Genomic DNA, 22,834 nt, shown 5'->3' with positions numbered 1-22,834 from the left:
ACATAAAGTCACGATCCCGCCGCAACGGACGACTACAATTTTCAGCACGCCCGTCCCTCGCGGCGGTTTCCCGAGGGCCGCCGGCGCCTGCTGTTCCTACTTCAGGAGACGATCATGTCCGTTCAGCCTTACGTGTTTTTCAACGGCCGTTGCGAAGAAGCGCTCGACTATTACACCGAGAAACTCGGCGCCGAAGTGCTGCTCAAGATGCGCTACAAGGAAGCGCCGCCTGACCCGAACAACCCGCCGCGGGCCGGTCTCGAGGAAAAGATCATGCACGCGTCGATCAAGATGGGTTCGACCATCTGGATGGCGTCCGACGGTCATTGCGATCCCACCGCCAAGATGGACGGCTTCGCGCTGTCGCTCACAGCCGAGCCCGCCGTCGCCGAAAAATATTTCAATGCACTCGCCGACGGCGGCCAGGTGACACTGCCGTTTCAGCCGACCTTCTGGAGCAAGGGCTTCGGGATGCTGGTGGACCGTTTCGGTCTGATGTGGATGGTGACGTTGCCGGAAGACTGAAGCCGCCCCACGCCCATGCGGCGGACCACGTTAAACCTTCAGCAAGGTCCGCGAATGCCGTTCGATATTCCAGTTCGGCTCGGTTTCCAGCAATAGTGCGCGCAGCCGGTCCACCTGCTCCGCGAGCCGCTGACCGAGCCAATACGGTCCCTGCAGATCGGGCGGCAACCGCAGCGCCGCGTCGCCGTGCGCCTGCGCGAGCGGCGACGCGGCCGGAATCCCGAAGTGCGTCGCCCGGCCGAAGCGCAAGCCACGCGACATCGCCAGCAGAATCGCCCGCACGGCGCGCACCTCGGCGCCGCACTGCGCGCCGTACGCGGCACGTGCAACCGCGTCGGCATGCATCAACGGGCCGGTGGCCAGCAGTTCCAGCGCACTGAGCACCGAGCGGTGCAGCCGCTGAATCTCCTCAAGCTTAAACTGCGGCACGTCGATCTCTTTCGCGACCGACGGCATCAGCGCACGCAACTGCACCAGCCGCTGGTTGATCGCCAGAAAGTGCTGGACCTGTTCTTCCTCGCTGATCGTCTCGCCGTCGATCAAACGTGTATAAATACGCGCACACTCGCGCAGATTGGCAGCGATCCCGTAGCGCCACGAATAGGTCGCATGCAGCGGCAGCGCGAACGAAAACGCCAGCGCGATCACAATGCCGATCAGCACGTTCAGCGTGCGCCACAGCCCGACGTCGATCAGGTTGTCGCCATGCCCGGCAACGATGCACATCGTGATGGCCGTCAACAGCCCGATGTAACCGGACGAGCCGATCGCGAACCACGCGCAGATCGCCGCGACGATCGACATCAGCACATAGGTCAGCGGCAGCGAGCCGGTGACATTCTGCACGAGGATCAACGCGAGTCCGATCGTCGCGCCGAGCAGTGTGCCGGCCGCCCGCTCGGCGGCTTTCTTGCGGATATTGCCGTGATGCTGCAAACCGCCGATCACCACCAGCAACGTCACCGACGACCAGATGCCATGCGGAATGTCGATACCCGTGGTCGCCAGAATCGACACCAGCATCGCGAGGCCGACGCGCAGGCTATGCAGCACCTTCGCGTGACGAAAGCGGTAATACGGCGAGGTGATCGCGCGCACCATCCGGCTGAGCGCGGAGCGGCGTGGAATCACGGTGTGGGAATCGGCAGAGGCCATGGCGGCGCGGCGAATCCTTCGAAAGACAGTTCCGCTATCGTGCCCTGGACTGCCCTATAAAGACAGACGCCCGCGAACTTTCGTCCGAGGGCGCCGTTTTTCAGACTGCGATGCTGCGCTGAAGCAATCAGCCGCTTTTAGCCCTCGACCACATCCAGATAATCTTCCGGACGCGTGCGGTCCTCGGCACGCTGCATGCCGAACGCGCGCACCAGCAAGCTCACCACCACCGACACCACCAGATTCACGATCAGCGACCACACTGCCGCGTAGCCCGGAATCGCCAGACCGAACAGATGAATCGTGAAGATCGAGCCTGCCAGCTTCAGCGAAATCGCCATCCAGGTGCCGGTTGCAATGCCCACCGCCCAGCCGGCCAGCAGGCCGCGATAGTCGAGCACGCGCGTGTACAGACCGAGCACGATCGCCGGCAGCGTCTGGATGATCCAGATCCCGCCGAGCAGTTGCAACTGGATCGCGTACGTGAGCGGCAGACCGAGAATGAACGCGACCGCGCCGACCTTGACGATCAGCGAGACCAGCTTCGCGACATTGGTCTCCTGCTCATGCGTCATGTTGCGGTTCACGAACTCCTTGTGGATATTGCGCGTGTACAGGTTGGCCGCCGCGATCGACATGATCGCCGCCGGCACCAGCGCGCCGATGCCGATCGCCGCGAACGCCACGCCGACGAACCACGACGGGAAGAAATGCAAGAACAGCGCCGGCACGGCGAAGTTCGGGCCGAACGCCTTGAAGTACGGCGCGAATTCCGGCATGTCCTTCACGCCCGAGGCCAACGCCATGAAGCCGAGCAGCGCGAGCAGGCCGAGCACCAGCGAGTAAGCCGGCAGCATCGCCATGTTGCGGCGGATGGTGTTACCCGATTTCGACGACAGCACCGCGGTGATCGAGTGCGGATACAGAAACAGCGCGAGCGCCGAACCCACCGCGAGCGTCGCATAGGCGCTGTAGCCGTGCAGGCTCGACACGTCCGGCGCCTTCAGCAGCAGCTTGGCCGGCGGCACGATACTGAAGATATGCCCGAAGCCGCCCAGTTGCGGCGGAATCACGATAATCGCGGCGAAGATCACGATGTAGATCAGGATGTCCTTGACCACCGCGATCATGGCCGGCGCGCGCAGGCCCGAGGTGTACGTGTAGGCCGCCAGAATCGCGAACGCGATGATGAGCGGCAGATCGCCCACGAAGCCCTTGGTGTCGAAACCGAGCGCGCCGATCACCACTTCGATACCGACCAGTTGTAGCGCGATATACGGCATGGTCGCGACGATGCCGGTGACGGCGATCGCGAGAGCCAGCATGCGGCTGCCGTAGCGTGCCGACACGAAGTCCGCCGATGTCACGTAGCCCTGACGTTTGGCGATACTCCACAGTTTCGGGAACACCACGAACGCGAACGGATAGATCAGGATCGTGTACGGCAGCGCGAAGAAACCGGTTGCGCCCGCACCGAACACCAGCGCCGGCACGGCGATGAAGGTGTACGCGGTGTACAGGTCGCCGCCCAGCAGGAACCAGGTGACGATGGTGCCGAAGCGTCGGCCGCCGAGGCCCCACTCTTCCAGATGGGCGAGATCGCCGCGCCGCCAGTGGGCCGCGACAAAGCCGAGAATCGTGACGCCGATGAAAAACAGCACGAAGACGAAGGTTGCGGTGGCATTCATTAGCGTGCGCCCCCTTGCGGACCGCTCGTGGAGCGTGTCTTGGTCTTGAAGTACACGAGCGCCGTGATGACGGCGCTAATCAGCACCCACAGGAGCTGATACCAGTAGAAGAACGGGAAATCGAACAGTTGCGGTTCGACCTTGTTGTATGACGGCACCCAGATCATCGCGATCCAGGGCAACAGCAGCAACCAGAGCCAGTGCTTGCTGGCCTTGTTCGCGTCGGCGTCGTGAGCCATGACGTCTCCTCTTCCCTATTATTGAAATGTTGTCTGCCCGTGTTTGACGGGTGGTGGATCCCGCCGCGGATGGCCACGGGCGCCCCGAAAGCTTCGAAAGAGTATAGGAGCCGCGAACGTGCGGTCAAGCAGGGACGACCCGAGGCGCGAGCATGCTGCTGAGGCGCGCGGAGCGACGGTTTAGCGGAGACGAGGGGGGTATTGCGGACGGGAGAACCGCCGCATGAACGCAACGGGCGGGCGCGCGGCCCTGGGGAAGTCGAGCCGGCCTCGGGCCGGCCCGACCTTGACGACATCAGATCACGAACGACGCGCCGTTCTGCCCGGTCGATTCCTGCAAACCCTTGATCCACTTGCGAGCCGGCAAGCCGAGTTCGGCTTCGATCAGCTTCGCGCGCGCCTGCAGCGCCGTGAAGGGCACGTCGAGCGCCGGGCCCGAGAACGCGATCGCGATGCGGTTGCCGTCATGCACTTCCGGCAGCGCGATCACGCGACCGTCGAAGGCTTCGTTCAGGCGTTTCATATTGCGCACGAAACTCGGATGATCGCCGAACAGGTTCACCGTCACCACGCCCGCGTCGGTCAGGCACGCGCGCACCGCGCGGTAGAAGCCGACGCTGTCGAGCACCGGTCCGCGCGCGGTCGCGTCGTAGACGTCGACCTGCAGCGCGCCGATCGTGCCGTGGTTGGCGCTGTCGTTGACGAAGTCCCACGCGTCGGTTTCGTGCACGGTCAGGCGTGCGTCGTCGTGCGGCAGTTCGAACATGGTGCGGGCGGCCACCACGACCGCCGGGTTCAGTTCCACTGCCTCGACCTTCGCGCGCTTCAGGAAGCGGTACGCGAACTTGGTCAGCGCCGCCGCGCCCAGACCGAGCTGGACGATACGCTTGGGCGTTTCGATGAACAGCAGCCAGGCCATCATCTGCTGCGCGTATTCGAGTTCGATGTGATCCGGCTTGCGCAGACGCATGGCGCCTTGCACCCATTCCGTGCCGAAATGCAGGAAGCGCACGCCGCCTTCTTCGGAGAACGTCACCGGGGCGAAACGCGGCTTGCGCGGCGTTTCGATTTGCGGCGCGTCGTGCAGGTCGTCGTCGTGCAACGCGCGCTTCTTGCCGCGCGCGGCTTGCTGCTTGCCCCCGGCGCTGGCGGATTCGGCGTCGCGATGGCGGAAGGCACGCGCTTCGGCCGAAGCGCGCTTGATCAATTTCGTCATGTGAGGATGTCGCGCCAGAGGCACAATTTTTGGTCGAACGAGAGCATAGCATTCGCCGGACTGGACGAAGGCAGGACGAGGGTGGTGTAACCGGCGGCGCCGATGACAGGCGCGAAGCGGCCGGCCGTCTTGCCGTTGAAGCAGACTTTCGCGAGTTGCGGCGCGTGCGCGCGCAGCGATGCGAAATCGTTAGGGCTCGCGTTGCGGATCGCCACGTCGAGGCTGCCCTCGCGCTCGCAAGCGGCGAGCACGTCCCACACGCCGACGCCATGCGCCAGCAGACGACGCAGACGTTCTTCGTAAGTGACGCTGGGAAGCGGTTCGTCGAGCACGGTGCCGACCAGACGCCAGAACTGATTACGCGGATGCGCGTAATACTGCGTCGCGGCCAGTGACGCCTCGCCGGGAAAGCTGCCCAGAATCAGCGTGTGGGTATCCGCCGCGACGACGGGTGGAAAACCGCGCAGCATCAGCGGCCTCGCTCGTTGGATGAGGGTGCCGCCGGCTCTTTCACTGGGACTTCCTTCGAAGCGTGTGCGCGCGACGCGGTGTGTTCAAGCGGACGACCGTGCTCGCGCACTCGCGGATGCGCAGCATGCGGCGTTTGGGCGGGCGAGTTTGCGTCATCGATTCGGGAGGAAGCCATCTCCGCCAGATGCGACCACAGCGCGGGGAGAAAGCATTCCGTCACCATCAGCGGTGCGCCGTGACGCTCGAACACCGAGCGGCGCGCGACCAGCGCATGCGGCGACGCCGTAGTCGCGGCGATTTCACGCGCCGCCAACCGGTACAACGGATGACGTTCCGTCAAACGCCGGCTCACCAACGCCGAACGCGCGACGCTGCTGTCGCTATACAGCAGCTCGGCCAACGGCCGCGTGCGCAACCGCCGGGTGGCCTGCCACACGCCGACGCTTGCAATGAGCGGCGTCACGCTGTGCGCGGCGACGAACGGCACGCGGTCGACCGACAGCACCACTTCCCGAACCCACACCGGGGCGCGTGGCGCGAGGCCGAGCGCGGCGGATTCGTCGGCCCACGGCAATGCGACGCTTTCACGCGTGACGCGCACCGCGACCGCACCGAGCGCACGCAGATGCGCGGTCAGTGAACCGCCGCGCGTCAGCCAGTCTTTCTGGGCGGCGCTGAAGCCGGGTAAAGGAGCGACGCGCCAGTGGGCGTCGGCGGCATCGAAACGGATAGGCATGGTGTCGGATTATAACGGCGCTCAGGGAAGCGGCCGTGGCGCTCGCACCCGTTCGTCCAGCGGCGGTTTCCCCTCGACATTCGCCCCTGCGGCACGCTTACAGTTTGCAGGCCGTCATCGCCTGCAAACAGTTTTTGACCCGCTCGACCACCGGCGCCCAGTCCCCCGGCCGCGGCTGCCTGAACAGTTCCACCGAGTCGTACCAGGGCTGCGTCTCCTCGTTGCCCCACGACCAGTGCGACACATGGTCGAGCATCGCGAGGACCGGGCGTCCGAGCGCGCCGCCGAGGTGCAACGGCGCGCTGTCGATCGTCACCAGCGCATCGAGCCCACCGAGATGCGCCGCCACGTCGTCGAATCCGCTTTCATAGGCCGCCGTCAGATCGCACACACGATAGCCTTGCGCGGCCAGCGCCACCACGTCTTCCTGGCGGCCGGGCGTGAGCGGGTGGAATACGACATCCTGCAGTGTCAGCAGCGGAGCGAGCGCTGCCAGCGGAATCGACCGCTTCGCGTCCCGCCGATGCGTCGGACTGCCGGACCACACCAGCCCGACATGACGCTTCGCAGCCGGCGCACAGGCGTGGAGCCGCTCGCGCCATGCGGCCGTCTTCTCGACATCGGCGTGCAGATACGGCGCGCCGCGTGGTTCGTTGGGCCGCAGGTCGAGCACGAGAGGCAGGCTCATCATCGGCAAAGCGTAGTGGGGCGTGCCGAGCGGGCCGTCCTCGATCGACACGCAATCCGCGTAAAAGCGCGCGAACAGCGGTTGCAAGGCGCGCCGCACGGCCAGCACCAGGCGGCCGCCTTCAGCGTGCGCGCGAGCGGCCATTCGCCGGACGAAACGAACCATCTGGATATCGTCGCCGCTACCCTGTTCGCTATGCACGACAAGCGTTTTACCTGCCAGCGATTCGCCCCGCCAGCGCGGACACAGCGCCGCCATCACGGTGACGACGTGGTTGGGCTCGCGGTCGTCGCGCGCGAGCCGCGCCTCGAAGCGCGGCCATGCGCTCGTCCATGCGCCGCGCCGCAATTCCAGATCGGCCAGATCGACGGCCGCCTCGATCGTCGACGGATCGAGGGCCAGCGCCGCTCGCAGCGCCGCTTCGCCGGCGTCGTAACGCGCCTGCTCAGCCAGATACACACCGATTGCCGCCAACACGTGCGGATTGCCCGGCGCGGCGCGATCGACGGTGCGCATGGTGGCCTCCGCCGCAGCCGCGTCGTTGCATTGCCACTGTGCGTGGCTCAGTTGCCAGGCCATTTCCGCATCCTCGGGATAGCGCGCGAGCCGCTCGTGGCAAATGCGTTCGACCGCCGGCCAATCGCGAATCTCGCGGAAGGCGAGAGCGAGTTGCAACGGCAGCGCGGGGTCTAAGTCGGGGTTTAGTGCGTAGGCGCGCGCAAGCGCCGCGCGGCGCTCGGACTGTGCAAGGGATAGGGCCAGGGTGGAATCGTGCATGAGAATTCACAGGAAATGGCGACGCGCGAACGCGTCTTCATTGGATAAGATCCGGCGCAATTACGACCTGGAAGATTGCGATAAATCCATCAGGCATCCGAATTTAAAATGCGAAAGAATAAGACAATACCCCGCTATTACGTCTCATAAACCAATCTCAATTTATGGTCGTTGATTATGTTTAGTTAGTTACCCATACTTATCTGGGTCAACCAGACAGGCCATGCCTGCAGGGTCGACATAATCGACAATTAACTTATCCGGAGTCACCCTTGAATACTGTCAACACGAAAGAAACGTCTGACCGAATCGCTCATCTGGCCGCGCTGGTTTTGCGGCGTTCTTCGGTCACGTTCATGGAGAAGGAGCTGGCTGGCTCGGCACTCGCGCAGCATCACACGTCCAAGCAGACCAGCCAGAAAATCGGCAGTCTGGCGGCAAAGGTATTGGCCGACCAAGCCTCCTGCCACGAAGCCAAGGAACTGGCCGGCTGCGTGCTCTCGCAGGTCACGCATCTGAACGGGCCGGTGCCGGCACGCTAAGTCTTGCGCTCGCCTGGTCCCGCTTTGCAGGTCGGGCGCGGCCAAAAAAAATGCGCTGCCGGAAGGCAGCGCATTTTCCAACCACCAGCGTCAACCGCCCGCCGTTAAATTCCACGCACTACGCACGCGCCAGCAGCAACGCATTGGTGCGCTTCACGAAGCTCGCGGGATCTTCCAGCGAGCCACCTTCAGCCAGCATGGCTTGATCGAACAGCAGGTGGCACCAGTCGTCGAAATTCGCGCTGTCGGCGTGCAAGCCCTTCACCAGCGCGTGCTCCGGATTCACTTCGAGAATCGGATGAAACGACGGCGCGTCCTGGCCGGCGGCCTTCAGCATGCGTTGCAGATAGCCGCTCATTTCACCGTCGTCGGCCACGAGGCAAGACGGCGAATCGGTCAGGCGGAACGTGAGACGCACGTCTTTCGCCTTGTCCTTCAGCGCTTCCTTCATCTTCTCGACGAGCGGCTTGAACTCTTCGCCGACCTTCTCCTGCGCCTGCTTTTCTTCGTCGTTCAGCGCGCCCAGATCGAGATCGCCGCGCGCCACGCTTTGCAGCGGCTTGCCGTCGAATTCGTTCAGGAACGACAGCATCCATTCGTCGACGCGATCGGTCAGCAGCAGCACTTCCACGCCCTTCTTGCGGAACACTTCGAGATGCGGGCTGTGGGTCGCGGCCAGCCACGTGTCGGCGGTCACGTAATAGATCTTGGTCTGCTCGGGCTTCATTCGCGCGACGTAATCGGCCAGCGACACGGTCTGCTCCGCCGTGTCCGTGTGCGTCGACGCAAAACGCACGAGCTTCGCGATGCGCTCGCGATTGGCGAAATCTTCGCCGATGCCTTCCTTCAGCACCTGGCCGAATTCCTTCCAGAAGCCGGCGTACTTCGCGCGTTCGGCGTCGTCTTCCGAATTGGCCAGCTCTTCGAGCATGGACAGCGAACGCTTGATCACGCCCTCGCGAATCGTCTTCACGTCGCGGCTCTCCTGCAGGATTTCGCGCGACACGTTCAGCGGCAGATCGCTCGAATCGACCACCCCCTTCACGAAACGCAGATAGCCCGGCAGCAGTTGCTCGGCTTCGTCCATGATGAACACGCGTTTCACGTACAGCTTCAGGCCGCCGCGGTTATCGCGGTTGTACATGTCGAACGGCGCGTGGGTCGGCACGTACAGCAACTGCGTGTACTCGCTGCGGCCCTCGACGCGGTTATGCGTCCAGATCAGCGGGTCCTGATGGTCGTGCGCGAGGTGCTGATAGAACTGCTTGTACTGCTCTTCGGTGATCTCGTTCTTCGAACGGGTCCACAACGCGCTGGCCTGATTGACGGTCTCGTCTTCGTCTTTCGTGACCATCTCGCTCTTTTCCGCGTCCCACTCTTCCTTGTGCATCAGGATGGGCAGCGCGACGTGGTCCGAGTACTTCTGAATGATCGACTTCAGACGATGCGACGACAGCAGCTCGTCTTCATCGGCACGCAGATGCAGCGTGATGGTCGTGCCGCGCGCGGCGCGCTCGATGCTCTCCACCGCGAAATCGCCCTCGCCCGCGCTTTCCCAGCGCACGGCGTCCGACGCCGGCAAGCCGGCACGGCGCGTTTCAACCGTGATCTTGTCGGCGACGATGAAGCCCGAATAGAAGCCCACGCCGAACTGGCCGATCAGCGCCGCGTCTTTCTGCTGGTCGCCGGAGAGCTTGCCGAAGAATTCCTTGGTGCCCGAGCGGGCGATCGTACCGAGGTTGGCGATCGCTTCGTCGCGGCTCATGCCGATGCCGTTGTCGTCGATCGTGACGGTGCGAGCGGCCTTGTCGAACGCCACGCGAATCCGCAGGTTCGAATCGCCTTCGTACAACGCGCTGTTTTCGATCGCTTCGAAGCGCAGCTTGTCGGCCGCGTCGGACGCGTTCGAAATCAGCTCGCGCAGGAAAATTTCCTTGTTGCTGTACAGCGAATGGATCATCAGGTGCAGAAGCTGTTTCACTTCTGCCTGAAAGCTCATGGTTTCTTGTGCCATGGTCGGACTTCCTCTCTGTTGCGAATGGGATGTAAATCAGGGTGATGCGGCACGCCCGGCGCGATCGGCGCAACTGGCTGCCCAGCGCCGGCCGCCGGAGCAGCCGGTTTACCGGCGGCCGGATTGCCCGCGTATTTTGGGGCAGGCCCGCCCGGTTTCAAGAGGCGCGGCGTGCGACTCCGTCGAGATAGCGGGACAGAAACGTCGCCAGCTCCGGATCGCCGCAGTTGGCGATATTGAAGCGCATCCAGGTGCTCGGCGACTGCTGCGGCGAGAACAGGCTGCCGGGCGTCAGCAGAAAGCCGGCTTCGTGACCGGCGGCCGCCAGCGCGCTGGCGTCGACGCCGGTATCGGCCCACAGGAACATGCCAGCCGCTGGCGTGAGGAACAGCCTCAGGCCGGTTTTTTCCAGCATCCGCACGGATTTTTCGCGCACGCCGTCAAGCCGCACGCGCAGCCGCTCGACATGCCGCCGGTAATGACCCTCGGTCAGAATCTTGTACAACACGCGCTCGTTCAGCTCGGGGCTGGTCATGCCGACCAGCATCTTCTGATCGCTGACCGCCCGCGCGACGTCCGGCGCGCACGCAATAAAGCCGACGCGCAGATTCGGCGCGAGTGTCTTCGAAAAACTGCCGAGGTAGATCACCCGCTTCAGCTGATCGAGGCTTGCGAGCCGCGTGCCCGGATAGCTCGGCGGACACAGGTCGCCGTAAATATCGTCTTCGACGACGATGAAGTCGTACGCCTCGGCGAGCCGCAAAATGCGGAACGCCTGGGCCGCCGTCAGCGACGTGCCGGTCGGGTTCTGCAGCACCGAATTGATCACCAGCATCTTGGGGCGCCATGTCTCGACCAGCGTTTCGAGCGCGTCGAGGTCCGGGCCGTCCGGCGTGTACGGCATGCCGACCAGCCGCGCGCCCTGCGAGACGAAGCGCCCGAACATCTGAAACCACGCCGGATCGCCGCAGATCACCGCATCGCCCGGCTTCACGTAAATGCGTGAGATCAGGTCGATGGCCTGCGTGACGCCGGACACCATCACGATCTGATCGGGCGAGGCGCCGATTTCCAGCTCCTCGAGCCGCGTCTGCAACTGCTGGCGCAGCGGCAGAAACCCCTGCGGCGTGCCGATGCCGAGCATCTGCGCACCGCTTTGCCGGCCCAGCGTGCGCAACGCGTTGGTGATCAGATCGCCGTCGAGCCAGCGCGCCGGCAGATACCCGAGGCCCGGACTGCGCTCCGAGCGCGCGCCGGTGTGCAGCATGTTGCGCAGCAGCCAGACCACGTCGAGCGCGGCAGGCTCGGGCGGCGCGATGCTCGTCGGCGCGCGCGTTTCGACCAGCGTCACGCCGCTCAAGCGCTCGCGCACATAAAAGCCGGAACCGCGCCGCGACTCCAGATAGCCTTGCGCGACCAGCCGCTCATAGGCTTCGACCACGGTGAAGCGCGACACGCCTTTATCCAGCGCGAGCTTGCGGATCGACGGCATGCGCATGCCGGGACGAAACACGCGTTCCTCGATGCGGCGGCGAGCCCACTGGACGAGCTGTTCGACCAGCGTCATCGAGGTGGTGTCGTGCGGCGTGGGAATCTGGGCAAGCGGGACGGACATGACAGGCTCCAACTGTTCCCCGAGAGGGATGTCATACGGCACGCCGTACAGGCGTACTGGAAAGTATCGAATCGATTGTACCGTTACTGTGCCGGTCGTCGCCGCTACATTTTGAGAGAAGCAACGGGGCGACGCGACCCGGCCGCGACAGGACGCACGTCCCACCGGCCGCCAGCGATCCGGCAAGACCCGCCGAAAACACCCCGCGCATGGCCCGCCGATCCGGCAAACGGTTATGCTTACGGCCCCGGCAGCGCAGCCGCCCTACCCGGCGCGCGCCGGCCGGCCGCAGAAAACCCGTTTCCCGTTTCCGCCTCCGTCATGACCGCCTATATGCTTCGTCTCGACCACCTCGTGATTTCCGCCCGCACCCTCGACGAGGGCACGCAGTACGTCGCCGATACGCTCGGCGTCGCACCGGCCGGCGGCGGTGCGCATCCGCTGATGCGGACCCACAACCGTTTGCTGAACCTGTGGGGCGGCGCCTATCTGGAAGTGATCGCGATCGATCCGCACGCCGCCGCACCGACCGACGGCAGCGCGCCGCGCGCGCGCCTGTTCGCGCTCGACGATCCCGCCACGCAAGCGCGGCTGGACAACGGGCCGTACCTGTCGCACTGGGTCGCGCGGGTCGACCGGCCGAAGCGTCTGTCGGCGTGGCAAGCGCAGTATCCGCAGCGCATCGCTCCGATCGTGCCGATGACACGCGGCGATTTCACATGGGGCCTGTCAGTCCCCGACGACGGCGCTTTCCCCGATTGGCAAGGCGCCGGCGACGGCGTGCTGCCGTCGCTGATTCAATGGGACTCGGCGCATCATCCCTCCGCGTTCCTGCCGGACTCGGGCATCGCACTGAAAGCCTTGAAAGGCGTGCATCCGCAAGCCGAAATCGTCGCGGCGCAGTTGCAATGGCTCGGTGCCGCGCCTCTGATCGCGTTGCAGTCGACCGAGGGCGCCGCGGCGCTCGTCGCCGAGTTCGATACGCCCGACGGTCTACGGACCCTTAATTAAAGCAGCGCGCGCGGGTCGCCGACTCGCGCGATAATTGAAGTTTTGACCGGTTCCACCGATACCAGCAGAGGAAGACCATGGACCAAAGCGACTTGAAAGCCCCCACGTGGCAACTATCCGAACGCGCACGCAAGCTCACGAGCTCGGCGATTCGCGAAATTCTGAAAGTCACGGAACGGCCCGAAGTCATTTCGTTCGCGGGCGGCCTGCCGTCGCCGGCCACCTTTCCGGCTGAACGCATGCGCGAAGCATCGGACCGCATTCTGCGCGACTCGCCCGCCGCGGCGCTGCAATACAGCGCGACCGAAGGCTATCTGCCGTTGCGCGAATGGGTGGCCAAGCGCTATTCGGTGAACGGCGCGCAGATCCGTCCGAGCCAGGTGCTGATCACCACCGGTTCGCAACAGGCGCTCGACCTGCTCGGCAAAGTGCTGATTTGCCCGGACAGCCCGGTGCTGGTCGAAACGCCCACCTACCTCGGCGCGCTGCAATCGTTCTCCATGTACGAGCCGCGCTACGTGCAAATGCCGACCGACGAGCAAGGCCTGATTCCCGAAGGCCTCACGCCCGAACTGACGGCCGGCGCACGCCTGTTGTACGCGCAACCGAACTTCCAGAACCCGACCGGCCGCCGCCTGCCGGTCGAGCGCCGCCGCGCGCTCGCCGAGTTCGCGAAGACCGCACCGTTCCCGGTGATCGAAGACGACCCGTACGGTGCGCTCGACTACGCGGGCGAGCCGTTGCCCACCATGCTCTCCATGGCGCCGGACCATATCGTCCACCTCGGTTCGTTCTCGAAGGTGCTGGCGCCGGGCCTGCGGGTCGGCTACATCATCGCGCCCGAAGAACTCATCTTCAAACTGGTGCAGGCCAAGCAGGCCACCGATCTGCACACGCCGAGCTTCACGCAGCGCATCGTCCACGAAGTGATCAAGGACGGCTTCCTCGACACGCATGTGCCGACCATCCGCGAGCTGTATCGCAACCAGTGCGAAGCCATGCTGGCCGCGCTCGAACGCTATATGCCCGAAGGCGTGAGCTGGAACCGTCCGGAAGGCGGCATGTTCGTGTGGGTCGATCTGCCCGCGCGGATCGACAGCATGAAACTGCTCGAGGAAGCCGTCGCGCAAAATGTCGCGTTCGTGCCGGGCGGACCGTTCTTCGCGAACGAGGCGCAACACAACACGCTGCGCCTGTCGTTCGTCACGGTGCCGCCGGCCAAGATCGACGAAGGCGTGGCGCGTCTCGGCGCACTGATCCGCGCGAAGCTTTAAACGCAGCCTGCTTGCGCGCATAGCGCCCAGCACGCCGCTCCGAATTCCACCACTGACGAAGGACGCAACATGGCTCAAACCAACGTGTACGACAAGCTCAAGGAACTGGGCATCGAACTGCCGAGCGCCGGTGCGCCGGCCGCCGCTTATGTGATGAGCGCGCAAAGCGGTAACACCGTGTACCTGTCGGGTCATATCGCGAAGAAAGACGGCAAGGTGTGGACCGGCAAGCTCGGTGCCGACATCACGACGGAAGAAGGCAAGGCCGCGGCGCGTTCCATCGCTATCGACCTGCTCGCCACGCTCCACACGCACGTCGGCGATCTGAACCGCGTCACGCGTATCGTCAAGCTGATGAGCCTCGTCAACTCGACGCTCGACTTCACCGAACAGCATCTGGTCACCAATGGCGCGTCCGAACTGGTCGCCGACGTGTTCGGCGAACGCGGCAAGCATGCGCGCTCGGCGTTCGGCGTCGCGCAGATTCCGCTCGGCGCGTGCGTCGAGATCGAGATGATTGCTGAAGTCGAGTAAGGCTGCGTAACGCTTCACCAAACAGAACGCGTCGCGAGGTGTCAGCACCTCGCGACGCGTTCTGCTTTTTGCGGCGAGGTGGCTCGTTGCGTCAGCACCGGATAGAATCCGCGAACCCGACCCACTCGCACGATTCGCCGGACCGCGCACGATGCTCGCCAACCCTGTTCGTTTCAAACAAGTCGACGTGTTCACGTCGGTGCCGTTCAAAGGCAATCCGCTTGCCGTGGTGTTCGATGCCGATCCGCTCGATGCGGATCAGATGCAGGCGATCGCGCGCTGGACCAATCTGTCCGAAACCACTTTTCTGCTGAAGCCGACCGACCCGGCCGCCGACTATCGTGTGCGCATCTTCGCGATCGAGGGCGAGTTACCGTTCGCGGGTCATCCGACGCTCGGCACCGCGCATGCGCTGCTCGAAAGCGGCTATCAGCCCAGGCAGGCGGGCCGCCTCGTCCAGCAATGCGGTGTGGGTCTCGTCGAACTCAAGGCGTTGCCTGCGGCGGCCGACACAGACGGCACGCAAGACACCGAACGGCAAGCATGGGCTTTCGCCGCACCGCCCGCTCGCGTCACGCCGCTCGGCGCGGATCGCTTTACCGAACTGTCTACGGCTTTGCGTAGCGACGCGATCGATTTCAGCGCCCTGCCCTGCGCGGTCGACAATGGTGCACCGTGGCTGGTGGTACGCATGAATTCGGCGCAAGACTGCCTCGCGCTCGATCCCGAAGCGGGCGCACTCGCCAGACTCGTGAAGTCGGTCGATACCATTGGCCTTGCCGTCTACGGTCCGCATGAGGCGGGCGGCCCGGCGACGTTCGAAGTCCGCTGTCTGATGGCCGGCGGTCGCTTCGGCTCGGGCGAGGATCCGGTCACCGGTAGCGCCAATGCGGCGCTCGCCGGTTTGCTAAGCACGCAGCAACGTCGCCCGGGCGAGCGCTACACGGCCCGTCAAGGCACCGTCATCGGCCGTGCGGGCCAGGTGTCCGTGCACTACGACGACGCGCACGGCAAGACGTGGATCGGCGGCGTTTCCGTGACGATCGTCGACGGTACGTTCCGCTTACCATGAAAGGCACACTCCTTGCCCGCGCAACGCTCGCCAGCGTGTACTGTTCGGCGCCACGCAATCTCGGGCGCGGTTTGCCTCGCGCAGCCACGCTAAACCACAAAGCGCCATAGACTCTGCCCGACTAATGCGTTTTGCATTGCGAAAGCCCTGGCACACCTGAACGCCGCACCGCGCCGCGAATCCCGATGAAACATTCGAAAACGACCACCGGGCCGCGGCCCCAGCACCGGCCGAAGCGGCCAGGAATTCAGCCGGGCAGCGCTATTTGCTGCGCCCGCGTATACCCGATGCGCGGACCCTTCCTTAATCCAGTGGCATTCAGTAATATCGAAACGTGCCTGATAACGTGCGGACGGTTGGGCACGACACCACGCTCCCTCCTCCTGCGCAGCAGTTCCGGCACCCTGGTCACGATGCAGCCAACCATGAAATCAGCGCAGTCGACGCTCGCTCGTTTGCAACCGGCCGGAACCCGGGCACGGACTCGCCGATGAGCAAGTCACGCTTCTCCGACCAGCGCGAAGCCCAACCCCGCCGCGACCCCGCCCTGTCGCGCCGTCGAGCCCTGCTCGCCATTCCGGCGCTCGGCGTGTTGGTGCTGATCCTGCTGTGGACCGTGATCTTCGCGCGTCTGTCGGTCGAGAAAGAAGCCACCAATCGCGAGGCCATGGCCTCTGCCGCGATACTCTCCGCGGCGTTGGAGCAGCACACGGTCAAGGCGATTCACCAGGTCGACCAGATCACCCGCTTCGTCAAATACGAGTTCGAGAAGACGCCGGGGCATTTCGATCTCGCCAGTACGGTCGAAAAAGGCGTGGTGCAGAGCGAGACCCTGGTGCAGGTGTCGTTGATCGATGAACATGGCACGTTGATCGCCAATACCGCCGAACTCAATCCAAAACACATCGATCTGTCCGACCGCGAACACTTCAAGGTTCACGAGCACGAGAACGACGACCAGTTGTATATCAGCAAGCCGGTACTCGGCCGCGTGTCCGGCCACTGGACCTTGCAGATGACGCGGCGGCTGAATCATCCGGACGGCTCGTTCGCGGGCGTGGTGGTGGTATCGGAAGATCCCAGCTATTTCACCAGCGACTTCTATAACAACGCAGCGATCGGCCGCGAAGGCGTGATCGCGGTGATCTCGGACAACGGCACCGTGCTCGCGCGGCGCACCGGCAGCGCCGACAGCCCCAACGGCACGTTCTCGGCAAGCGGCACCTACCCGACGTCGGAACACGTGTCGGGCACCTACGTCGATTCCATCGACAACGTCACGCGTATCGTGTCGTACCGGCATATCGACGGTTATCCGCTCGGCGTGCTAGTGGGTCTGTCGCAAGCCGAGGAATTCGCCGACTACAACCACACGCGCAACGTCTATCTGCTGATGGCGGGCTTCATCTCGCTCGCCATGCTGAGCTTCTTCGCGGTGGCTACGGGCCTGATCGGCAAACTGCTCGGCCGCGAGCGCGAGATGACGCATCTGGTCGAATACGATCTGCTCACCGGCCTGCGCAACCGTTATGCGACGTTGCAGAGCCTGCGCCACGACGTGACGCAGCCGGCCAACCTCGGCCGCCTCGCGATTCTGTTTATCGACCTCGACAACTTCAAGACCGTCAACGACACGCTCGGCCACAACGCCGGCGACATCGTGCTGCAAATGACCGCCTCGCGCCTCGCCACCGCGGTGGGCGAAAGCGGCGCGTTGAGCCGCATCGGCGGCGACGAGTTCGTCGTCGTGCTCAAGGGCGACGATGTCGAGAAACAGGCGGTCGCGCTCGCCGAAGCAGCGGCGGATGTATTCGCCAAGCCGTTCGAAGTGCGCGGCAGTTCTTTCGTGCTGCATGCGAGTATCGGCATTGCGCTCTATTCGGTCGCGAACGAGAGCGAGATCGACCTGCTGAAAAAAGCCGACCTCGCCATGTACAGCGCCAAGGACGCCGGCAAGAACTGTTACCAGTTCTATTCGCCGCAACTGTCGCACCGCGCCGATCATTTGATGAAGTGGGAACAGCAGCTGCGCGTGGCGCTGACCGAAGGCCAGCTGTTTCTGGCCTACCAGCCGAAGATCGATCTGACGCGCCGCTGCATCACCGGCTTCGAGGCGCTGGTGCGCTGGAACCATCCGCAGCACGGTTTGATTCCGGCGAACGAATTCATTCCGGTTGCCGAATCGACCGGCCTGATCGTGCCGATCGGCGACTTCGTGATCGAGACCGCCTGCCGGCAACTCGCTTTGTGGCAGCAACAGGGGTACGACACGCTGTCGCTCGCGGTGAACATCTCGGCGGTGCAGTTCTGGCGCGGCGACCTGTACGAAACCATCTCGCACGCCATCGAGGAGAGCGGCATCTCCGCGCGCCGCCTCGAACTCGAAATCACCGAAACGGCGATGATGGAATATCCCGAACTCGTCTCCGAGAAGATCTTCGCGTTGAAGCGTCTCGGCGTGCGCGTCGCGCTCGACGATTTCGGCACCGGCTATTCGTCGCTGTCGTATCTGAACCGCTTCTCGGTGGATACGCTGAAGGTGGACCGCTCGTTCATCCAGGCCATTCCCGGCGACCGCAGCGTCTGCGTGATGGTCACCGCGATCGTCAACCTCGCGCGCTCGCTCGGGCTCACCGTGGTGGTCGAAGGCACCGAGACCGAAGAGCAGATCGCGTGGCTCGCCGCACTCGGCCATATCGAGGCGCAAGGCTTCCTGTTCTCGCGGCCCGTGCCGGTGGAGGCCATCCCCGCGCTGCTGGAACGCTTCGGTGTATGCGGCATGGCCGGCCGTCGCACGGCACACGAAGCGGACAATGCCAACATCATCTCCAGCACGAGCGCCAGCACCAATCCCTGAGCGCCAACGGAGCGCAATGGCCTCACCGCAGCCGCGCAAAACCGGCTACATTCACGCAGTACCGCATCACAGCGCGATGCCCGCCACCGGCCGCGCCACCATATAACGATGATCCCGGAGGGTGGGCGCGCCGCGTGCCGGTCGCCCGCGGCGCCATGCAGACGATCACGAGCCAGGATGCCGCCCGACGAGGCGCACGAGAACCGCTATGGACGCTATTCCGGGTCGTATTCGGCCTGTCGGCGCTGTCATGGGGCGGCCTCGCGCTGATGGCGCAACTCGAAAACCACTACGTCGAACGCGAAGGGCGGCTGTCGCGCATCGCCTTCTCCGATCTGATCGCGCTCGCGTGGATGGTGCCCGGTCCCGTGGGCTGCAATGTCGCCGTGCAGGTGGGGCATGCGCTGCGCGGACGCGCCGGCGCGTGGATCGCGGGCATTGCGAGCGTGCTGCCCTTCTTCATGCTGATGACGCTGTTCGCGATCTTTTACCGCACACCGTTCGTGCGCGCCGCCGCCTCACAAACCTTGCTGAATCACTTCAGCGTCGTGCTGGCCACGTTGATCGCGGTTACCTGGTACAAGCAGGCGCGCGCGCTGCTGCGCGGCAAACTCGAATGGCTCGCGGCGCTGCTCGGCTGCGTCGCGCTGTTCTATGCGCGCAGTCCTGCCGCTTATGTGGCGATGCTCGGAGCCGCCTTCGGCGCGGGGTGGGTGATCAGCCCGGTTCGCAATACGCGGCTTGTCGTGTCGTTCGGACGCGGCGACTGGCAACTGCTGATCGCGCTTTGCGCACTGCTGGTGCTGTTCGTGCTGCCGTTGCCGACTCGCTATGAACTGGCGCTGCTGTGGCCGCGCCTGGCCGGCGCCGGCATGACCTTGTTCGGCGGCGGCTTTTCCGCGCTGCCGGTTTTGAAGACGCTGTTCGTCACGCCGGCCATCGGCGTATCGGACAACGACTTCACGTTGGCGTTCTCTTTATCGCCACTGTCGCCGGGTCCGCTGCTGAACGTGGTACCGTTTTTCGGCTATCTGGTGGATGGCTGGCTGGGTGCGCTGATCGCCACGCTGGCGTTATTCGTGCCGTCGGGCTGCCTCGTCGTGCTGGCGCAGCGGCATCTGCATCAACTGAAAGCCAATCCGCGCTTCGAGCACGGCATGCGGATGCTGCGCGCAGTGACCACGGCGTTTCTGGCGGTGGCGGTGCTGCGCATCGCCGGGCATGTGCCGTTCAAACCGGCGTATCTGATTACCGCGCTGTTCTCCGGCATGTGCTTCGTGAAGCTGAAGGTGCCGGTGTACGTGGTGTATGGGACGGTAGCGGTGGTGTGCGGGTTGTGGCTGGCGTATGGGGCGCTGCCGTAGCAATGGACCCGCTTGCCGTGCGCATCGGCGCGATTGCGTGGCAGCAGTGCCGCGCAACCGCGCCGACTTCAGTTCAGACGTGCAGCATCAGAACCCGCGCGACAGCACGGCGACACCGATCGTCACCACGCCAAGCACGATATTGATCAGCACGAGGCGCCGGATCGTACCGACTGCCTGCGCACCGTCCGGCCATTTTTGCGCCTGCACCGCACGCCGGATACGCGGGAACACCGCAAAGCGGATATGCCCGAAGATCAGCATCATCACGATGCCGAGGCCGGCCATGGCATGCAACGGCCACGTGGCGTGACCGCCGCCGAATTGCATCAGCAAGAATCCGCCGGTGATCAGAATCACCAGCACGGCCGCCGCGACCCAATTGAAGAAACGGCTAAACACCGATTCCCACAAAGGCAGCCGTAATTGCGGCGATAAATCGGCAATGGCCGGGCGCAGACAGAAATGCGCGAAGATCATCCCACCGACCCACACCGCGACGGCGAGCAGATGGAGAAAGAGTGCGAGTTCGATAGCTTTGTTCATGTTGTTTTCCTCTCCCGACGACGCCATGCCGCTTATGACGAATAATATTTGCGGCGGCTATTGAGCGCATTCGACCGCGCGCGGTGCGTGCAGTTCCTGGCGCGTGAGGCTTTCCCCGCGGCGAGCGCCCCGCATGCTAGCAGAGGCTCGCCGTGTTCGAACGTCAAGCTTTGTTAAGCAGCCGGCACCGGACGCATGCCGTCGAGCTTCATCTTGCTCTCCGGCGTGCGTCCCTTGCGCGCCCGTTTGCCGACGTGCGGCGCGAGTGCGGCGGGGCCGAGCTTTTCTTCGTCGACGCGGCCACCGCGCCGCGTGCCGATCAGGATCACGCCCGCGTGGTTGACAGACAGCGCTTGCACCAGTGTTTCGTTATCGTCGAGCGCCATCAGCGTGACGCCGCGGCCGCCGCCCGACAGCGTCTTCATCTCGTCGAGGCCGAACACCAGCAGACGCCCGCCCGACGACAGACACGCAATGTGCGTCGCATCCGGCAGCATCGGCATCGGTACGAGCGGCGCGGAGCCGGCGTCGATCGTCATGAACGACTTGCCCGCCTTTACGCGGCTGACCATATCGCCGACCTTGGCGATAAAGCCGAAGCCGTTGCTCGATGCAAGCAGCAAGGCTTGATCCGCGGACGCCGCGTAGTAATGCATCAGATGGCTGCCCGATTCGAGTTCGATCAGCGACGTGACCGGCACGCCGTCGCCACGGCCGCCCGGCAGCAACGCCACCGCGACCGAATAGACCCGGCCGTTGCTGCCCCACGCCACCAGCGTGTCTGGCGTGCGGCACTGGAACGCCGCGTAAAGACCGTCGCCGGCCTTGAACGTGAAGCCCGCCGCGTCGAGACCGTGGCCCTTCAGCGCACGCACCCAGCCCTTCTGGGACACCACCACCGTGACCGGCTCGTCGACCACCCGTGCTTCGAAGGTGGCGCGCTTTTCCTGCTGGATCAGCGTGCGACGCTCGTCGCCGTATTGCTTCGCGTCGCCTTCGATTTCCTTGATGAGCAGACGCTTCATGGCCGATTCGCTGCCGAGCAGCTCTTCGAGCTTGGCCTTTTCGTCGCGCAGTTCGGCCAGTTCCTTCTCGATCTTGATCTTCTCGAGCCGCGCCAATTGACGCAGGCGGATTTCGAGAATGTCTTCGGTCTGCCGCTCGGACAGACCGAACGCGGCCATCAACGCGACCTTCGGTTCGTCCGCTTCGCGAATGATGCGGATGACTTCGTCGATATTCAGAAAGACGACCATCCGCCCTTCGAGGATGTGAATCCGGTCGTTGACCTTCGACAACCGATGACGCGTACGGCGCGTCACGGTCGCGAAGCGGAACGCGATCCACTCCTGCAGAATTTCGCGCAGGCCCTTCTGACGCGGCCGGCCGTCGCCCCCCACCATCACCAGATTCAGCGACGCGTTCGATTCCAGGCTCGTATGCGCGAGCAGCGTGTTGACGAAATCGGTCTGGTCGATGCGGCTCGACTTCGGTTCGAACACGAGGCGCACCGGCGCATCGCGGCCGGACTCGTCGCGCACCGCGTCGAGCAGCGCGAGCATGGTCTGCTTGGTCTGCAGTTGTTCGGGCGTGAGCGTCTTCTTGCCGAGCTTGATCTTCGGGTTGGTCTGCTCTTCGATTTCCTCGAGCACCTTCTGCGCGGCCGTGTTCGGCGGCAGTTCCGTGATGACCAGCTGCCACTGGCCGCGCGCGAGTTCTTCGATCTTCCAGCGTGCGCGCACCTTCAGGCTGCCGCGACCGGTTTCATACGCCGCGGAGATTTCCGCTTCGCTCGAAATGATCTGGCCGCCGCCCGGGAAGTCCGGCCCCGGAATGTGTTGCATCAAGTCGGCATGCGACAGGTTCTGGTTGCGAATCATCGCGACCGCGGCGCCCGCGACTTCGCGCAGGTTGTGCGACGGAATTTCCGTGGCCAGACCCACCGCAATGCCCGACGCGCCGTTCAACAGCACGAACGGCAGACGCGCGGGCAGCAGACGCGGCTCGTCGAACTCGCCGTCGTAGTTCTTCATGAAATCGACCGTGCCCTGGTCGATTTCGTCGAGCAGCAGCTTCGCGATCGGCGTGAGGCGTGCTTCGGTGTAGCGCATGGCCGCCGCGCCGTCGCCGTCGCGCGAACCGAAGTTGCCTTGACCGTCGATCAGCGGGTAGCGCATCGAAAAGTCTTGCGCGAGGCGCACCAGCGCGTCGTACGCCGACTGGTCGCCGTGCGGGTGGTACTTACCCAGCACGTCGCCGACCACGCGCGCGGACTTGACCGGCTTCGCGTTGTCGGACAGACCCATGTCGTTCATCGCGAACAGGATGCGGCGCTGCACCGGCTTCTGGCCGTCGCATACGTCCGGCAACGCGCGGCCCTTGACCACGCTCACCGCGTACTCGAGGTACGCGCCTTCCGCGTAATTGCCGAGCGTCAGAAAGTCGCCCTCTGGGGGCGGCGGCTCGGTGAAAAGGTCGAGAGTATTGTCGTCGTCCATCTAGATTCCGTA

General features: G+C 64.3%; 18 protein-coding genes and 1 pseudogene. 8 read left to right on the top strand and 11 right to left on the bottom strand.

The window, feature by feature from the left end; genetic code table 11:
* Positions 1-114 precede the first annotated feature (114 nt).
* A complete protein-coding gene (locus B0G83_RS12155) occupies positions 115-525 on the top strand; it encodes a VOC family protein (protein ID WP_105507644.1) in 411 nt (136 codons plus the stop codon).
* A 30-nt stretch (positions 526-555) separates the two neighbouring features.
* On the opposite strand, the gene B0G83_RS12150 is transcribed toward B0G83_RS12155, so the two are convergent.
* The 7 genes and pseudogenes from B0G83_RS12150 to B0G83_RS12120 form a co-directional block, all read right to left on the bottom strand.
* Positions 556-1,680 (bottom strand): FUSC family protein, encoded by a 1,125-nt coding sequence (locus B0G83_RS12150; protein WP_181156820.1) that lies wholly within the window; start codon positions 1,678-1,680, stop codon positions 556-558.
* Between the two features lie 137 nt (positions 1,681-1,817).
* Positions 1,818-3,368: a monocarboxylate uptake permease MctP gene (gene mctP, locus B0G83_RS12145; protein WP_105507642.1), complete on the bottom strand. Its 1,551-nt coding sequence runs from the start codon at positions 3,366-3,368 to the stop codon at positions 1,818-1,820.
* Positions 3,368-3,607 (bottom strand): DUF3311 domain-containing protein, encoded by a 240-nt coding sequence (locus B0G83_RS12140; protein WP_105507641.1) that lies wholly within the window; start codon positions 3,605-3,607, stop codon positions 3,368-3,370. Before B0G83_RS12140 ends, mctP begins: the two co-directional genes overlap by 1 nt.
* Before the next feature lie 295 nt (positions 3,608-3,902).
* Positions 3,903-4,823 carry a spermidine synthase gene (locus B0G83_RS12135; protein ID WP_105507640.1) on the bottom strand — a complete coding sequence of 307 codons (921 nt, stop codon included), beginning with the start codon at positions 4,821-4,823 and terminating at the stop codon, positions 3,903-3,905.
* A complete protein-coding gene (locus B0G83_RS12130; RefSeq protein ID WP_105507639.1) occupies positions 4,820-5,293 on the bottom strand; it encodes a DNA-deoxyinosine glycosylase in 474 nt (157 codons plus the stop codon). Before B0G83_RS12130 ends, B0G83_RS12135 begins: the two co-directional genes overlap by 4 nt.
* A complete protein-coding gene (locus B0G83_RS12125; RefSeq protein WP_105507638.1) occupies positions 5,293-6,030 on the bottom strand; it encodes a chorismate lyase in 738 nt (245 codons plus the stop codon). The genes B0G83_RS12130 and B0G83_RS12125 overlap by 1 nt, the downstream gene beginning before the upstream one ends.
* Before the next feature lie 97 nt (positions 6,031-6,127).
* Positions 6,128-7,465 (bottom strand): annotated as a pseudogene (locus B0G83_RS12120) (glycosyltransferase family 9 protein); the annotation flags it as partial.
* Positions 7,466-7,767: 302 nt separating this feature from the next.
* Here B0G83_RS12120 and B0G83_RS12115 point away from each other — a divergent pair.
* Positions 7,768-8,037 carry a hypothetical protein gene (locus B0G83_RS12115; protein ID WP_105507637.1) on the top strand — a complete coding sequence of 90 codons (270 nt, stop codon included), beginning with the start codon at positions 7,768-7,770 and terminating at the stop codon, positions 8,035-8,037.
* 118 nt (positions 8,038-8,155) lie between these two features.
* Here B0G83_RS12115 and htpG read toward each other — a convergent pair whose 3' ends face one another.
* Entirely contained in the window at positions 8,156-10,051 is a 1,896-nt protein-coding gene (gene htpG / locus B0G83_RS12110) for a molecular chaperone HtpG (RefSeq protein ID WP_105507636.1), read from the bottom strand.
* Between the two features lie 157 nt (positions 10,052-10,208).
* Complete coding sequence (locus B0G83_RS12105) at positions 10,209-11,666, bottom strand: PLP-dependent aminotransferase family protein (protein ID WP_105507635.1); 1,458 nt, start codon at positions 11,664-11,666, stop codon at positions 10,209-10,211.
* Positions 11,667-11,987: 321 nt separating this feature from the next.
* Between B0G83_RS12105 and B0G83_RS12100 the strand changes: the two genes are divergently transcribed.
* The 6 genes from B0G83_RS12100 to B0G83_RS12075 all read left to right on the top strand — a co-directional run bounded on the left by B0G83_RS12100 (position 11,988) and on the right by B0G83_RS12075 (position 19,778).
* Complete coding sequence (locus tag B0G83_RS12100) at positions 11,988-12,677, top strand: VOC family protein (protein ID WP_105507634.1); 690 nt, start codon at positions 11,988-11,990, stop codon at positions 12,675-12,677.
* Between the two features lie 77 nt (positions 12,678-12,754).
* Positions 12,755-13,951, top strand: coding sequence for a PLP-dependent aminotransferase family protein (locus B0G83_RS12095; protein ID WP_105507633.1), 1,197 nt, complete (start codon positions 12,755-12,757; stop codon positions 13,949-13,951).
* A 69-nt stretch (positions 13,952-14,020) separates the two neighbouring features.
* Positions 14,021-14,485: a RidA family protein gene (locus tag B0G83_RS12090; protein ID WP_105507632.1), complete on the top strand. Its 465-nt coding sequence runs from the start codon at positions 14,021-14,023 to the stop codon at positions 14,483-14,485.
* A gap of 151 nt (positions 14,486-14,636) precedes the next feature.
* Positions 14,637-15,557, top strand: coding sequence for a PhzF family phenazine biosynthesis protein (locus B0G83_RS12085; protein ID WP_105507631.1), 921 nt, complete (start codon positions 14,637-14,639; stop codon positions 15,555-15,557).
* Between the two features lie 490 nt (positions 15,558-16,047).
* A complete protein-coding gene (locus B0G83_RS12080; protein WP_105507630.1) occupies positions 16,048-18,414 on the top strand; it encodes an EAL domain-containing protein in 2,367 nt (788 codons plus the stop codon).
* Positions 18,415-18,569: 155 nt separating this feature from the next.
* A complete protein-coding gene (locus tag B0G83_RS12075) occupies positions 18,570-19,778 on the top strand; it encodes a chromate transporter (RefSeq protein ID WP_105507713.1) in 1,209 nt (402 codons plus the stop codon).
* Positions 19,779-19,865: 87 nt separating this feature from the next.
* On the opposite strand, the gene B0G83_RS12070 is transcribed toward B0G83_RS12075, so the two are convergent.
* Both B0G83_RS12070 and parC read right to left on the bottom strand, forming a co-directional pair.
* Complete coding sequence (locus B0G83_RS12070) at positions 19,866-20,324, bottom strand: CopD family protein (protein ID WP_035552051.1); 459 nt, start codon at positions 20,322-20,324, stop codon at positions 19,866-19,868.
* A 173-nt stretch (positions 20,325-20,497) separates the two neighbouring features.
* The gene (parC, locus tag B0G83_RS12065; protein ID WP_105507629.1) at positions 20,498-22,822 is read right to left on the bottom strand and encodes a DNA topoisomerase IV subunit A; all 2,325 of its coding nucleotides are present in this window, start codon (positions 22,820-22,822) and stop codon (positions 20,498-20,500) included.
* Positions 22,823-22,834 lie beyond the last annotated feature (12 nt).

Origin of the sequence: Paraburkholderia sp. BL21I4N1 (assembly GCF_002973525.1) — a bacterium.
Lineage (GTDB): Bacteria > Pseudomonadota > Gammaproteobacteria > Burkholderiales > Burkholderiaceae > Paraburkholderia.
The sequence above is the reverse complement of the archived record's forward strand: the minus strand, read 5'-3'. Positions and strand labels throughout refer to the sequence as shown.